The sequence below is a fragment of the Halobacillus ihumii genome (assembly GCF_902726645.1).
In the GTDB taxonomy this organism is placed as follows: Bacteria; Bacillota; Bacilli; order Bacillales; family Halobacillaceae; genus Halobacillus_A; species Halobacillus_A ihumii.
In genome coordinates this window covers 3,840,698-3,854,711 of record NZ_CACVAO010000001.1, presented here as the reverse complement: position 1 = coordinate 3,854,711, position 14,014 = coordinate 3,840,698, and the positions used below count along the sequence as shown (strand labels likewise).

The 14,014-nt window shown below is 41.5% G+C and carries 15 protein-coding genes; 2 read left to right on the top strand and 13 right to left on the bottom strand.

Going from position 1 to position 14,014, the window contains the following annotated elements:
* Positions 1–2 precede the first annotated feature (2 nt).
* From G6R08_RS19290 to G6R08_RS19270, 5 genes are all read right to left on the bottom strand, one after another.
* Positions 3–440, bottom strand: coding sequence for a YlbF/YmcA family competence regulator (locus G6R08_RS19290; protein WP_163530372.1), 438 nt, complete (start codon positions 438–440; stop codon positions 3–5).
* Positions 441–561: 121 nt separating this feature from the next.
* Positions 562–2,694, bottom strand: a complete 2,133-nt coding sequence (locus G6R08_RS19285) for a copper-translocating P-type ATPase (RefSeq protein ID WP_163530370.1) — start codon at positions 2,692–2,694, stop codon at positions 562–564.
* 228 nt (positions 2,695–2,922) lie between these two features.
* Positions 2,923–3,294, bottom strand: coding sequence for a spore coat protein YlbD (gene ylbD, locus G6R08_RS19280; protein ID WP_163530368.1), 372 nt, complete (start codon positions 3,292–3,294; stop codon positions 2,923–2,925).
* A 60-nt stretch (positions 3,295–3,354) separates the two neighbouring features.
* A complete protein-coding gene (locus tag G6R08_RS19275; RefSeq protein WP_163530366.1) occupies positions 3,355–4,398 on the bottom strand; it encodes a CAP domain-containing protein in 1,044 nt (347 codons plus the stop codon).
* 265 nt (positions 4,399–4,663) lie between these two features.
* Complete coding sequence (locus tag G6R08_RS19270; protein ID WP_163530364.1) at positions 4,664–5,092, bottom strand: CBS domain-containing protein; 429 nt, start codon at positions 5,090–5,092, stop codon at positions 4,664–4,666.
* 207 nt (positions 5,093–5,299) lie between these two features.
* Between G6R08_RS19270 and G6R08_RS19265 the strand changes: the two genes are divergently transcribed.
* Together G6R08_RS19265 and ytvI are read left to right on the top strand one after the other, a co-directional pair.
* A complete protein-coding gene (locus tag G6R08_RS19265) occupies positions 5,300–5,668 on the top strand; it encodes a YugN family protein (protein WP_163530362.1) in 369 nt (122 codons plus the stop codon).
* A gap of 113 nt (positions 5,669–5,781) precedes the next feature.
* Complete coding sequence (ytvI, locus tag G6R08_RS19260) at positions 5,782–6,840, top strand: sporulation integral membrane protein YtvI (protein ID WP_163530361.1); 1,059 nt, start codon at positions 5,782–5,784, stop codon at positions 6,838–6,840.
* 41 nt (positions 6,841–6,881) lie between these two features.
* Here the strand turns inward: ytvI and G6R08_RS19255 are convergent, their stop codons facing one another.
* From G6R08_RS19255 to cyoE, 8 genes are all read right to left on the bottom strand, one after another.
* Complete coding sequence (locus G6R08_RS19255; RefSeq protein ID WP_163530359.1) at positions 6,882–7,424, bottom strand: GNAT family N-acetyltransferase; 543 nt, start codon at positions 7,422–7,424, stop codon at positions 6,882–6,884.
* A 64-nt stretch (positions 7,425–7,488) separates the two neighbouring features.
* Positions 7,489–7,944, bottom strand: a complete 456-nt coding sequence (locus G6R08_RS19250) for a DUF420 domain-containing protein (protein ID WP_163530357.1) — start codon at positions 7,942–7,944, stop codon at positions 7,489–7,491.
* Positions 7,945–8,006: 62 nt separating this feature from the next.
* Positions 8,007–8,906, bottom strand: coding sequence for a cytochrome c oxidase assembly factor CtaG (gene ctaG / locus G6R08_RS19245; protein ID WP_163530355.1), 900 nt, complete (start codon positions 8,904–8,906; stop codon positions 8,007–8,009).
* A 148-nt stretch (positions 8,907–9,054) separates the two neighbouring features.
* A complete protein-coding gene (gene ctaF, locus G6R08_RS19240) occupies positions 9,055–9,378 on the bottom strand; it encodes a cytochrome c oxidase subunit IVB (RefSeq protein WP_163530353.1) in 324 nt (107 codons plus the stop codon).
* 3 nt (positions 9,379–9,381) lie between these two features.
* Positions 9,382–10,005, bottom strand: a complete 624-nt coding sequence (locus G6R08_RS19235) for a cytochrome (ubi)quinol oxidase subunit III (protein WP_163530351.1) — start codon at positions 10,003–10,005, stop codon at positions 9,382–9,384.
* Complete coding sequence (gene ctaD, locus G6R08_RS19230; RefSeq protein ID WP_163530349.1) at positions 10,005–11,858, bottom strand: cytochrome c oxidase subunit I; 1,854 nt, start codon at positions 11,856–11,858, stop codon at positions 10,005–10,007. The genes G6R08_RS19235 and ctaD overlap by 1 nt, the downstream gene beginning before the upstream one ends.
* Before the next feature lie 40 nt (positions 11,859–11,898).
* Complete coding sequence (gene coxB / locus G6R08_RS19225; protein WP_163530347.1) at positions 11,899–12,963, bottom strand: cytochrome c oxidase subunit II; 1,065 nt, start codon at positions 12,961–12,963, stop codon at positions 11,899–11,901.
* A 72-nt stretch (positions 12,964–13,035) separates the two neighbouring features.
* The gene (cyoE, locus tag G6R08_RS19220; RefSeq protein WP_163530345.1) at positions 13,036–13,974 is read right to left on the bottom strand and encodes a heme o synthase; all 939 of its coding nucleotides are present in this window, start codon (positions 13,972–13,974) and stop codon (positions 13,036–13,038) included.
* Positions 13,975–14,014 lie beyond the last annotated feature (40 nt).

Below are 14,014 nucleotides of genomic sequence, written 5' to 3'. Positions count from 1 at the left end.
TGTTACGAAGCACAACCGCAGCCTCCGCCAGATCCACATCCGCATCCTGAGTCTGTAAACACCATTCCATTTCTCGGAACTTTAATCTGTTCGCTTACACTAAAGGCTACACTCTGACTTATTTCATCCAACAGCTTTTGCACTTCACGTTCTGCTTTCTTAAAACGAGCCACTTTCTCATGCATGTCCATCTCACGCTTTACACCTCTGACACGTTTCATAATGTTGCTATAATCAGGGTGGTAACGACCAAAGCGCTGCACGTCTTCATATTGATCTTTCATATTCGTGAAATCCTGAATCAGCCTCTGTGCATCTGCATCGGACCCAAGCTCTTGTTTAGCTTGTTGATAGTTTTGCATGACCTCTGAATCCATTACCATTTTACCAATCGATTCAGACTGGTCTAATATATCGACAATTTCCATTGTGGCTAACATAGTTGGTGTCACCTCCTCCTATATTGTACCAAATATACAAGTAGAATAAAATGAAGAAGCACGCTATTCTTCTAGAAGGAATTTTAATGACACCGGATTTTTCTCCCCCCTTACCTATGCGTTAAGCTTTGAGTAACTTGGCATTGATCGCTACCACAATCGTACTCAGACTCATGAGGATAGCCCCAACGGCCGGGCTCAGAACTATTCCAACCGGTGCCAGGATCCCTGCCGCTAATGGAATAGCGACGATGTTGTATCCTGCGGCCCACCATAAATTCTGAACCATTTTTTTGTATGTGTTTTGGGATAATTCAACAATCGATACAATGTCTTTTGGATTGCTTTTAACTAAAACAATATCAGCGGTTTCAACAGCTACATCTGTTCCGCTGCCGATCGCTATCCCAACATCAGCTGTCGCCAACGCTGGGGCGTCATTGACTCCATCCCCTGTCATAGCTATCTTTCTTCCATCACCCTGGACTTTCTTTACCTGGTCTGCTTTATGATCAGGCAGGACTTCTGCATACACTTCATCCATGCCCAGCTGGCCAGCAACCCAATCGGCCACTTTCTGATTGTCACCAGTCAACATGATCGAATGAATTCCTTTTTCCTTAAGAGCAGTAATCGCCTCTTTCGCTGAATCCCGCACCATATCAGCCAGGGCTATCATGCCAGCCAATTGTCCATCGAGCAGAACAAACACAACCGTTTTTCCTTCTTCCGAAAGCTTTTCAAATGATGTAGTATCGTAGGATATATCTTCATCTCTTACATATCGCGGGCTGACAACGGCTACTTGTTTACCCGCGACCTCTCCTTGCAGTCCTTCTCCCGTCAAGGATGCAAAGTTCTCGACCGCATCCAGAGAAACATCAAGTTCCTCTGCCCTTTCGATGATTCCTCTTGCAAGCGGATGTTCTGAATTCTGTTCAGCACTTGCTGCCCAGTAGATCACATCTTTTTCCTCAAAGCTTCCAGCAGGAATTATATCCGTAACCCCGAATTCGCCTTTGGTGAGAGTTCCGGTTTTATCAAAAATAACAGCATCCAACTGGCGCGCGTTCTCGAATTGGGTACGGTTTCGAATTAACAAACCTTTTTTTGCAGATATAGCGGTTGAAACAGCGACGACTAATGGTGCAGCCAGTCCCAATGCATGCGGACAAGTAATTACCATAACTGTGACCATTCTTTCTACCGCTACATCAATGGCCGCTCCGATCGCAATCCAAACGATAAACGTCACGATTCCTGCCGCTAATGCCAAGTAAAACAGCCATTTCGCAGCCCGGTTAGCCAAATCCTGGGCACGAGATTTCGAGCTTTGTGCTTCTTGAACCAGGTTAATGACTTGTGAAAGGTAAGTGTTCTCACCAATATTTTTCACGGCAATAGTCAGACTGCCTTCTTTATTAATCGAACCGCCAATCACTTCATCTTCCTGCGTCTTTTCAACAGGAACGGACTCCCCTGTTAACATCGATTCATCGATCGCTGACTTCCCTTCAAGGATTGTACCGTCCACAGGTATTTTTTCACCCGGTTTCACTAACACATGATCTTCATGACTCAGCTCATGAATCGGCACATCTTCTGTTTCCCCACCTTCGTTGACACGATGCGCCTCATTTGGCATTAGTTTAACCAGTTCCTGTAAAGCATTCGAGGCTCCCATGATTGACTTCATTTCAATCCAATGACCAAGCAGCATAATATCGACTAACGTGGCAAGCTCCCAGAAGAAATTACGCCCCTCCCAGCCGAAAACGACCAGAGAACTATAGCCATAGGCGACGACGATGGCAAGGCCAATCAGTGTCATCATCCCTGGGTTTTTATTTTGCAGCTCGTCCACAGCCCCAATTAAAAAGGGCCAGCCCCCATAAAAGAATACAAATGTAGCCAAAGCAAATAACACATACTGATCAAATGGAAAAGTAAATTCGAGACCAACAAAATTCTGGATCATTGGAGATAAGATCAAGATTGGAATTGTAAATAGAAGAGAAATATAAAAACGCTTCTTAAAATCTGCTACCATATGTTTGTGATGACTATTATGATCGTGATGACCGTGATGTTCTTGGTCGTGATGGTGTTCATGTGAGTGATGAGCGTGATGCACCTGCTCGTCATGGTTTTCATGTGAAGAATGATCTCCATGGGCTTGTTTATGCTTATGACTTCTATGTTCTTGATGATGATTACTTTCGTTTGGCACTGTAACTAACCTCCTATTATCCATTAGTTATGTTCATATCTATCCGCTTTATTTATATACATATACCCCGTATGTGTATATGTAAAACCCACAAACCAATTTTGTAGCGTAAACGTGTTTAAAGACTCCATATTTGTTTTATGGCTATTTGCATTGATGTGAACGGCTGAAATATATGTAATCGTGTACAACAGCAATAACCCAGAGGAGAGACCCCTGGGTTTTTTGACATATCAAGAAATATGTGCAGGCTTAATAATAAGGATAGCCGATGGTTTCTTGCCTTGAGTTTTGTTTGTTTTCCTGTTGAATGTTCGTAATCAGCTGTTGAATCTGTCCGATCGCTCCATTTAGTTCATCGATATGCTTAGAAACATCTTCCCAATTGACATCCTGCATCAAATCTCCAAATTGCTTCATCCAATCCTTTTTATTCCCATCATTTTTTGCTTTTGTTTTCGGTAAGGATGTCCAGAAAGGATCATCTTCTCCTAGAATCATCCACTTTTCATAATAGCTTTGGATAAGTTTATGGTTCTTCCTTAGCTGACTTTTCACATTAGGATTGGCATCTACAAAATCCTTAAATTGCTGGACGCTTGGGTGCAAGATCTTTTCACTCATGTGTACACACCTCACTATAGAAAACTACTCTTCAGCCTATGCATTTTGCCTATAATATGTTCAAGGCAAGGCGAGGAAATTCTGGGTGTAATACAATTGATCCACCCCAACACCTAAATGGGTGTATCGTTCATCAAGCAAGGATTCACGGTGGCCTTTACTATTTATCCATCCATGGATAGCAGCAGTTGAGTCGATATACTGAGCCGCGATATTTTCGCCTGCTCTCGTGTAGGGAACATTTGCTTCCATCAGCCGTTCCCCCACCCCATCTCCATTTTTTGAATGATGAGAGAAATAATTATGTTCATTCATATCTTTACTATGACTAAACGCTACCTTTGCTGCCTTGTGATGAACCTTCAATGAGTCCACTTCATGTCTCTGACGGATATAATTGGTCATCTCGAAGATTTGCTGCTCAGCGCCCTGATTGATCTCCTCCCACTCCTCTGCTGTAAGGATCTGAGGTGTCGGCAGATCCCCTCTATACGTAAGTTGATAGGGCTGCTGTTCCAATAAAATATCATTTCTAACTGCACGAACAGCTGATAGCTCTTCGGTAAATGTATCAAAATAAAGCTGTGCAGACCATCCATCCTCTAATGGAATAAGCGGCCTTGTTTCTAGATCTTTTTCGGTAAGTTGAAAGGCATACATTCCACTCTGGATCGACACATCTGATTGGAAATTGTAAGCCTGGTTTAATTGGCGATAACTTGTCCCAATAACTAGCTGTTCATTTGGATTTTCGCTAAAAGTAACTGCCGTAACTACTTCCCCATCGAGAACACCTATTTGAAAATAACGATCTTTTCCTGAATACACCCACCACTCATACCCGTATGGACTTTGATCAATTCGATCCGGCTCCTTAAACTGTGATAGAATTTCCTCACTTGAAGCCCCAAGCCAGGAGAAGAATGTTTTCTGTTCTTCCTGCTTTGCCTGACTATTTTTCGTAACAGCCTGCTCAGGTGGCGCTGTGTCTATGATGGACTCGGCTGATGATTGAGGTTCCGGAGGGTCTGTATGATCTAAAAACAAGTAGCACGCCCCACTTAATAGAATAAATAGCAATCCCACAGCAATCGAATTCCTCATCGCCCAACTCCTTCCTATTAACCTTCTTACTATACTATAAGCTAGACTTCTCGTTTCTAGAACAAAACTGATATATATGGTAGAGGATGAGCACTACTGGATAAAGATGGAGTTATAGAGGAAGTCGTCTAAGATTGGAATTCAAGGGAAGTTCCATTTCTCGGCTTATTATAGAATTTCAGCTTTTATTGCTGAAACTCTTTTAATAAGTTGTGGGCTGAACAAATAAGACGACCCAGGGCAATGGGCCGTCTTTTCGTTGCATTTAATGAAGCTCTGGACGCTCTGAAATGTCGTGCAAAGCTACACCAGCAGCATGATCTGATTTCTGATCAAGTGACAAATCACCAAGCGCAATAATACCTGTCAGTTTTCCATTTTCAACGACAGGCAGTCGGCGTACCTGGTGCTCGGCCATCTTCTTTCCGGCTTCCTCAAGGGTCGTATCTGGGCTGATGTGATACAGATGCTCACTCATCACTTGTTGAATAGGGGTAGAATCTGGATTCTTATCAGCATATCCTCGGATAACTAAGTCTCTATCGGTTACCATACCCATTAAATGCCCACTTTCATCACATATAGGCACGGCTCCAACATTTTCCTGTTTCATCATAGATGCTGCATCGAATAAGGTATCACTCGTTTGACACACAGATACATCACTCGTCATTACGTCTTTAACGGTCTTCATGAATATCCTCCTTTAATTCAGCCGTCGATATGTATTGTTCCCGAATTCCTAAATTTATTACATGCACGGCTAGGCAATTTATAGTATAATTAAGTTATTGTTGGTAAAGTATGTATAGTAATAGCAAGGCTGTTCACAGCGAATTGCAACTTGTTCTTTTTCATACTAAAATGAGGTAAGATACATAAAATTTGTGAGGTGTATGCAATGAGATTAGAAGGTACTGGAATCGACGGATTAGTAATTGACATTAAACGACTCACTATGATCATGGAAAGTAATGGGTTTATTTTAGGCGGATCCTGGGATTATGAAAGAGTTAGTTATGATTACAGAATTGACTCACCAGAGAAAAACAAAACGTACTACATCCGCATTCAAGGATATGCGCTGGAGGGTGACGTGGATAAAGGAAATGCTGTGATCCATCTGCTGACACCGCTGTTAGGAAAACACCACTATCCACATGGGGTAGAATACGGAGAACAAGAAGGATTTTCTTCAAGTATTATTGATAAAGCGAACAATTTAATTAAAAAATTGCAAGAGCATGTAGCCGCACATCAAACCACATAACAACTTCAAAGACTAGCTGAAACTTATTCAAGAGTCGCCCACCCACTCTGGTGAGCGACTCTTTTCCTCGTTATAATTAAAAATACAAAGTTAGAAGGGAGCCACCTTATAAATTGTTCAGCTATCTTACTAAGCGTCAATGGACACTTATCCTCCTTACGATAGTACTCATCGTTATTGGGTATTTTATATTACCGATTTCTGTTCCGCTAATTGCCGCACTCGTCACTGCCTTGTTTTTAAACCCTTCCATACGCTGGATCCAGTTTCGGCTTCGAGTAAATAGGAAGATGGCGGTAATTATGGTCTTTCTGCTTTTTCTTCTTTTTATCGGGTTACTCGGAACATATGCTGTAACCAGAGCAGTCACTCAAATCATTCATCTGGCAGACAATGCGCCTACCTACATTAATCAGATTAACAATGTGTTTATTCACTGGGAAAATAATATGGATAACTTCACAAAGAATATGCCACCGGAATTTGTAGAAAAAGTAACAAACGAATTAATGAGTACACTCGATTCGACCACCCAAGCAATAAGTCAGAGGTTACAGCTAGGCAATATCGCTGTCTTAGCAGCAAAAATTCCTGAATACCTTGTGAGTTTTCTTGTGTATCTGATTGCTTTATTCTTATTTATGCTGGAAATGCCACGCCTCAGAGAAAATCTACATAACCAGCTAACCGAAGCTACTTCTGAAAAAGTAAAATTCATGAATGCCCGCTTATCTTATGTTGTTTTTGGATTTTTAAAAGCACAATTCCTTGTTAGTATTATCATCTTTATCGTTTCGCTTATCGGCTTGTTGTGGATCGCCCCAGAAGTAGCTATCGTCATGGCGCTGATCATCTGGGTGATTGACTTCATTCCAATTATAGGTTCAATTGTGATCTTAGGGCCATGGTCATTGTACATGTTTATCACAGGGGATATTCCACTCGGAACACAACTGGCTGTATTAGCAATTATCCTGCTTGCTATACGTAGAACAGTTGAACCGAAAGTAATGGGCAGCCACATTGGTTTGTCTCCGTTAGCCACTCTGATTGCCATGTATCTCGGCTTACAGCTCATCGGGCTTACAGGCTTTATCCTAGGCCCGCTTACTCTAATCGCTTTTAACTCGGCTAAAGAAGCCGGGATTATTAAGTGGAATTTAAAGCTATAAACAGCACAAATCCCGTGGTCGATGGCTTCCGACTCACGGGATTATTGATGCTGGTCCAGACTTGTACCAGACTTTACAGCACGACTGTATTTTTCTTTCATAAAAGTAATGATAGAGCCTTTTTCAGAAACTTGGATAAATCCATTGTTGAACAAAACGTGTTGAGAAGATATATTACGTTTGTCACATTGGGCTTGTACAGTCTGAACATGCGGCTGCTGAAAAGCCCAGTCACACATCGATTTTACAGCTTCCGTGGCGAAACCCTGATTTCGCTTGGAAACAACCACATAGTAGCCAATTTCGATTATGCCATCCTTGGGCTGCCCCTTAAACCCTATGTCTCCGAGTATTTCTCCGACTTTACGATCCACCATCATCCACGGACCAAACCCGAATTCAGACCTATCGTTTTCTAACAACTCCACATACAAAGGCAAAATCACTTTTAATCCATCATGAGGCCAGGATTTATTACGCGGGTAACCATATGACGTATAAAAACCGATGGGGTTTTTCATTAAAAGCTGGGCCGCTTGAACAGTTATCGGCATAAACCTGATTCGTTCCGTGGCATGTTCCACCTAATCCTCTCCTTTAGTTGTTATAAAAACAGCAATTAGACTGATTCATCTAATTGCTGTCCGCTTAAAATCCAAAAATTGCCTTTAGCATGCTGGTCGTTTTTCCACCTTCATAAATCACATATAACAACAGGTACACCATTACACCGGTGACTGCCGTACAAAACCAGATGATACTCGTAACTGGACCAACTTTTCGATGCTTTATTAAATTTCGTTTAAAAGCTAACGTCAAGGTCACAATTCCAAACACCGCTCCTACTGTAGCAAGGATAATGTGAAAAATCAGGAAAACAGTGTAGTAAATTTTAATATCATCAGGACCGCCGAAGCTGGTATTCCCGACGAAGATCGTGCGGCTCATGTAAATAATGAAAAAGATCAATGCACTGATAGATGCAGCTATCATAGCCTTTCTATGTGCTTGAGGTTTATTTACAACAATTAACCGCCAGCCAATAGCAATTAATATCGCGCTTAGTACTATAAAAAAAGTACTTAGTGTGGGTAATAATGGCATGTGCGTTCTCCTTTTCGATAAATCTTACGACAAACTTCATAGGTGAGGATAAGCTCTCGGCATTACGAATCCGTTTGCATTTGGCTTGGAAGTGGATCAATGGTATCACGCTCGCGATTAAACCAGCTGAAAAAGATCTGAGCAATAATGTAGCCAAAAATGATCTCTTGCGAAACTTTCATGACGATTCCGCCCAACCGCTGATCATGCAGCACTGGCATTGGAGTAAAGAAACTAGGACCACTTAATTGACTTGAGATGCCTGTCAGAACATCTGTAGGCACACATAAACTCATCGCCTGCAGCCATGCACCTGCTTGGGAATACGTTTCATAAATAGGGGCGCCTGCAAAAATAATCAAACCGCATGCTGGTGTAATTAAAACACCGTTAGCAAATATGTAGCCAATTTTTAAAATAGGGCTTAAACGATCTGTTTTATCTAACGGGGAATAAACGGCCCACCACATACAAAATGCGGTAAATAAAATGCCGGTAGTAATTAGTGCATGAGTCCATTCACTCGATTTAGCATAATCAAACACCTGTGGCATGTGATAAATCGAGAAAAATCCGTTAAATAATAACAGGGCAAGCAACGGTCTTGTTAAAAAACTAAGAACTGACTTTAGTCCTCGCACTTCAAAAACTTTTTGCCAAATCCAAACAGGAATCCCCTTAATAATAAGGATTGGAAACAATAGGTAATAAAGTGCCATTTGTATCATATGTGCGGTAAACATAATATGGGACAGTAAGTCGATTGGTGAACCCTTGATAACATATAACAATGCCATCCCAATATAAAACATTACCTGCTGACGCGCTTCAGGTCTTGTTTCCCCTTTTTTACGCCAAGGTCCGGTTATCATAAAGTATAGGAACGAAAGTACTAAAACAAAAAGCAAATAATAAGGACTCCATAGCGCTCGAAATCCGAATATTTGAAGTTCTAACCACATGGGTGTCTCACCTCAGATTGTATAGACTTGTTACCTCTCTATTTTAACTAATTTTCACCTAAAACACGAGCCTTGTCCAAGATCTTTTTTAATGTTCATAAATTGGACATAAAAGAAAAAGACCGGAGCGCCCGGTCTTTTGTCTTCTTTACCACCAAATAATAGTCGTAAAGGTAATGATCGTCAATATGGCAACACTAATTCCTCCGTACATCATCATGGCCACCATGTCATGACCTTTATTCTTCATATGCATGAAGTAGTACAGTTGGAAAAGGACTTGCACAACTGCCAATATGATCAATGTAGGGATGAGAAAATACGAGTTAACCTCAAGCAGCACCATGCTAAATGCGATGATTGTAAATAGAATCATCATCACAAAACTAATTACTTGCTGTTTCATTTCTTCCTTATGCTGCCGCTTCTCAAAGTCCATTTGCTGACTAGGTGATTTAGAGTGATTCGCCATCCATTACCCCACCTTTCCCATCAAATATACGACAGTAAAGATAAATACCCATACAACATCAATGAAGTGCCAGTATAAACTTGCAATATAAAACTTTGGTGCATTATACAAGTTCAGGCCACGTCTTGAATTACGAATCATTAGCGCCGTGATCCATGATAAACCAAATAGAACATGACCACCATGGAACCCAACTAACGTATAAAAAGCAGATCCGAATGCGGAAGAACGGAATGTGAATTCATATTCGTGAATGTAGTGTACGAATTCGTAAATTTCACAGCCTAGAAATCCGAGCCCAAGCACGACAGTAACACCAAGCCATAACTGCATTTTGCCGAAATCATTGTTCTTCATGTGGTACATCGCGTACACACTTGTCAAAGAACTCGTTAACAGCAGCATCGTCATAATAAACACCAGCTCTAAGCCAAACAGGTGTTCAGGAGTATTCTCCCCCATTGTTGAGCCGTTTAATGCAAGATATGTTCCAAATAAACATGCAAACAATACGGTTTCTCCGCCAAGGAAGAACCAAAAGCCTACGAATTTATTCTTACCTTCAAGGGTGGCTTTTTCCGGCTCATGTGGCATTTCTTTTGGATTCAGTACATCCTCATTACTCATTACTCGCCAGCCCCCTTCTCAAGATCTTCTTTATGAATATGGTGTCCAAGATCATCTTTGACTGAACGTGTCAACATAGATCCAAGGGTAATACCCATTCCGATAAATACGAGAGTTAACCACATTTTATCATCCACTTGATAGATAAATCCAAATCCTGCAATAAACAACCCTAATGACATTAAGAACGGAAGAATAGAGTTGTTTGGCATGTGAATATCACCAAGCGGTTCAGCAGGGGTCATCCCTTTCTTACCATCACTTTTCTCAACCCATAGCGCGTCAAGACCGCGGACAAGCGGAGTTTGTTTGAAATTATAATGTGGCGGTGGTGATGGAATTGACCATTCAAGCGTACGGCCATCCCAAGGGTCACCGCTAACTTTCTTACCTTTTACGGCAGTTTGAACAATGTTATAGATGAAAACAAGCGTACCAATCGCCATTAAAAATGCTCCGACTGTACTGATCATGTTCCCTACTTCTAGTCCCTGCCCTTCCTGATAAGTCCAGTAACGACGTGGCATTCCAATCAAGCCTAAGAAATGCTGAATAAAAAACGTCATGTGGAATCCAATGAAGAAGAGCCAGAATGTCCACTTGCCTAAAGCTTCATTTAAAACCTGCCCGAACATTTTCGGCCACCAGTAATGGAGGGAAGCGAAAATACCGAACACGAGGCCACCCACGATAACATAGTGGAAGTGAGCGACTACAAAATAAGTATCGTGGTACTGGTAGTCAGCAGCTGCAGCAGCCAGCATAACCCCCGTCATACCTCCGATGGTGAAAGTTGGGATGAAAGCAACCGACCAAAGCATTGCCGAATTCATCTTAATGTTACCGCCCCACATTGTAAACAGCCAGTTGAATATCTTAATACCGGTTGGAACAGCAATCGCCATTGTAGCTACGGCAAAGATCGAGTTAGCAATCGGCCCCAATCCTACTGTGAACATGTGGTGAGCCCATACCATGAAAGCTAAAAAGCCAATTAATACCGTTGCAAATACCATGGCTGAATAACCAAACAGGCGTTTTTTAGAAAAGGTAGAAAAGATTTCACTAAAAGCACCGAAAGCAGGAAGAATCAAGATATATACTTCCGGGTGTCCAAAGATCCAGAATAAATGCTCCCAGATCATCGCGTTACCGCCTAGAGCAACATCAAAGAATGCAGACCCAAACATGCGGTCAAACATCATAAGGAAAAGACCAACAGTCAATGCCGGGAAGGCAAACAGGATCAATGTACTCGTTACAAAGACAGTCCATGTAAACAACGGCATACGCATATATGTCATACCAGGGGCACGCATATTAACGATCGTAACAAGAAAGTTAATACCCCCTATTAACGTTCCGGCTCCGGCAATTTGCAGACCCATCACATAATAGTCCACTCCATGGCCTGGCGAGGTGGTCGAAAGTGGTGCATAGTTCGTCCAGCCCGCATCTGGAGCGCCAGTAAACCAAGATATGTTTAATAATAACCCACCAAATAAAAACAGCCAGAAACCTAGTGAGTTCAAAAATGGAAAAGCTACATCTCGTGCTCCAATTTGCAATGGTACGACGGCATTCATTAAAGCAAATATAATCGGCATAGCTGCCAGAAAAATCATTGTTGTACCATGCATCGTTATCATTTCGTTATACAGTCCAGCGGATATGAAGTTATTACTAGGCTCCATAAGCTGGATTCGAATTATCATCGCTTCAAGCCCGCCGATCAGGAAAAACAGACCACCGGAGACCAAATAAAGATGGGCAATCTTTTTATGGTCAACCGTTGTTAAATAATCCCAAATCGCAGCGCCGAGTCCACGATTTTGAGCAACAGCAGTACTCACGCTTTAACCTCCCTTAAAACCTCTTTCTCGTAATTATAAATTATTCTTGGTTGTTTTTACCTGCAGAATCAGGTGTCACTTCTGAATGTTTAAGCTGCAGCAGGTAGTCTGCAATTTTGCTTGCTTCCTCTTCAGAAACTAAATTGGCCGGCATTTGGTTGCCAGGCTTGATTTCATCAGGGTTCACAATCCAATCAACCAGGTTCTCTTTCGTCGGTTCAAGAATTCCTGCAATCATTGTACGGTTTCCAAAATTGGTTAGGTTTGGTGCAATACCAGCACCGCCGCTTCCAATCGCGTGACAACTCATACAGTTGTTATTAAATAATTCTTGACCCTCTTGTGCAGAGGCTGTCTCTGGTTGAGCTTCAGGATCAACATTTTTCATATCCTCAACCCACTGGTCAAATTCTTCAGGACTGACGGCAATTACTTTAAAGTCCATTAAGGAGTGCGACGGACCACAAAGCTCAGCACATTGTCCCCAGTAAACGCCTTCTTCAAAAGCTTCTAAGTACATCGTATTAACATTTTCGCCCGGATTTGTGTCCATCTTACCTGCGATGGAAGGGACCCAGAATGAGTGAATTACATCACTCGACTTTAAATCTAAGTATACGCGTTCACCAGTTGGAATATAAAGGTCCTGACTTGTTGTGATTTCCTGTCCTTTATAATTAAAGTGCCACCAGTACTGATTACCAGTAACCTCAATGGTTAATGCGTCCTCATCATTCTTAGCTCCAGTATCTGCTAAGTCAAACGTAGCTTGTACAGTAGGAACAGCTAGTACTAGAAGTAAAATAATTGGGATCACTGTCCAAATTATTTCTAAAGCTTTGTTACCTTCTGTTTGTTTAGGGATATAATCTTCCTGTCCCTTTTTCTGACGATAACGAATTAACACAAACGTGTAGATCGCCATTACGATAATAAATACAAAAAGCATTATCGCAATACTGATCATCATAAGATCAAATAATAAATTCGCTCCATATCCTTCTGGCTTTAGTGCAGTCATATTCTCAACCCCGCATCCCGATAGGAAAAGGGTTAATGCGCCAAACAAGATCAAGGAACGGAACTTTCCCATCCAACCTCTCATTGAGTGATACCTCTCTTTCTCTTTTGATTGAATTATATTATTGGAACTAGCTCTTAGAAAGAGTCAGTTACCTTAAAAAGAAACTGGCAATGTGACAAGCACCATCGTTAAGAATAGGATTGTCAAATAGTTCAAGGAATAAACAAACATCCACTTGGCCCATTTATAATCATCTTTCATTAAGAATCCGGCTAAACCCAGTATCAACCAGCCAAATGACAAGACGAAGGCCACAGTTAGAAATATTCCTCCCAAAGAAACTAAGTATATCGGTAATGGCAATAAACAAGCTACATAAACAACTACTTGCCGTTTGGTCATTTTAAAACCATGTACAACCGGAAGCATTGGTATTCCAGCTGCTTTGTAATCCTCTTTTTTCTTCATGGCTAAAGCTAAAAAATGAGGAGTTTGCCAAATAAACATAATTAAAAATAGGATAACTGCTTCTAACCGTAGTCCCGGTTCAACAGCAGCCCAGCCAATTAATGGCGGAACAGCACCGGAAAAACTTCCAATTACCGTGTTGATTGTGTATTTTCTCTTAGACCACATGGTGTACAGCACAACATAAACAAACCAGCCAAATGCTCCAAAGAGGGCAGCTTCTAAGGTTGTGAATAACAGAATAATAAAACCAAGGCTCGAAGTGCCAATCCCCATCCATAAAATTACAGACAATGGAATAGACCCCGTAACAGTGGGACGGCTGACCGTTCGTGTCATAATGTGATCGATATCTCTATCATACCAGTTATTAATAATACATCCACCCGCAATTAAGAAAGCGGTTCCGAACATGGTCAATATGAATGTCAGCCAATGACCGGCGAAGCCTGTACCGGTAAAATACATGGCAAGCCAGAACCCTGTAAACGTTGTAATCAGATTGGAGTTTATTATTCCGACTTTAATTAAGCTTTTTATATCAGCTATCATTGACGTTTCACGGACAGTTGAATTGTTCACAACATGTGAAGCACCAGGTTCAACTGTTCTAGGGTTGTCCATCGAAATATCTTCCCTCCTTCTTTCTTTTATAGCATTGGCA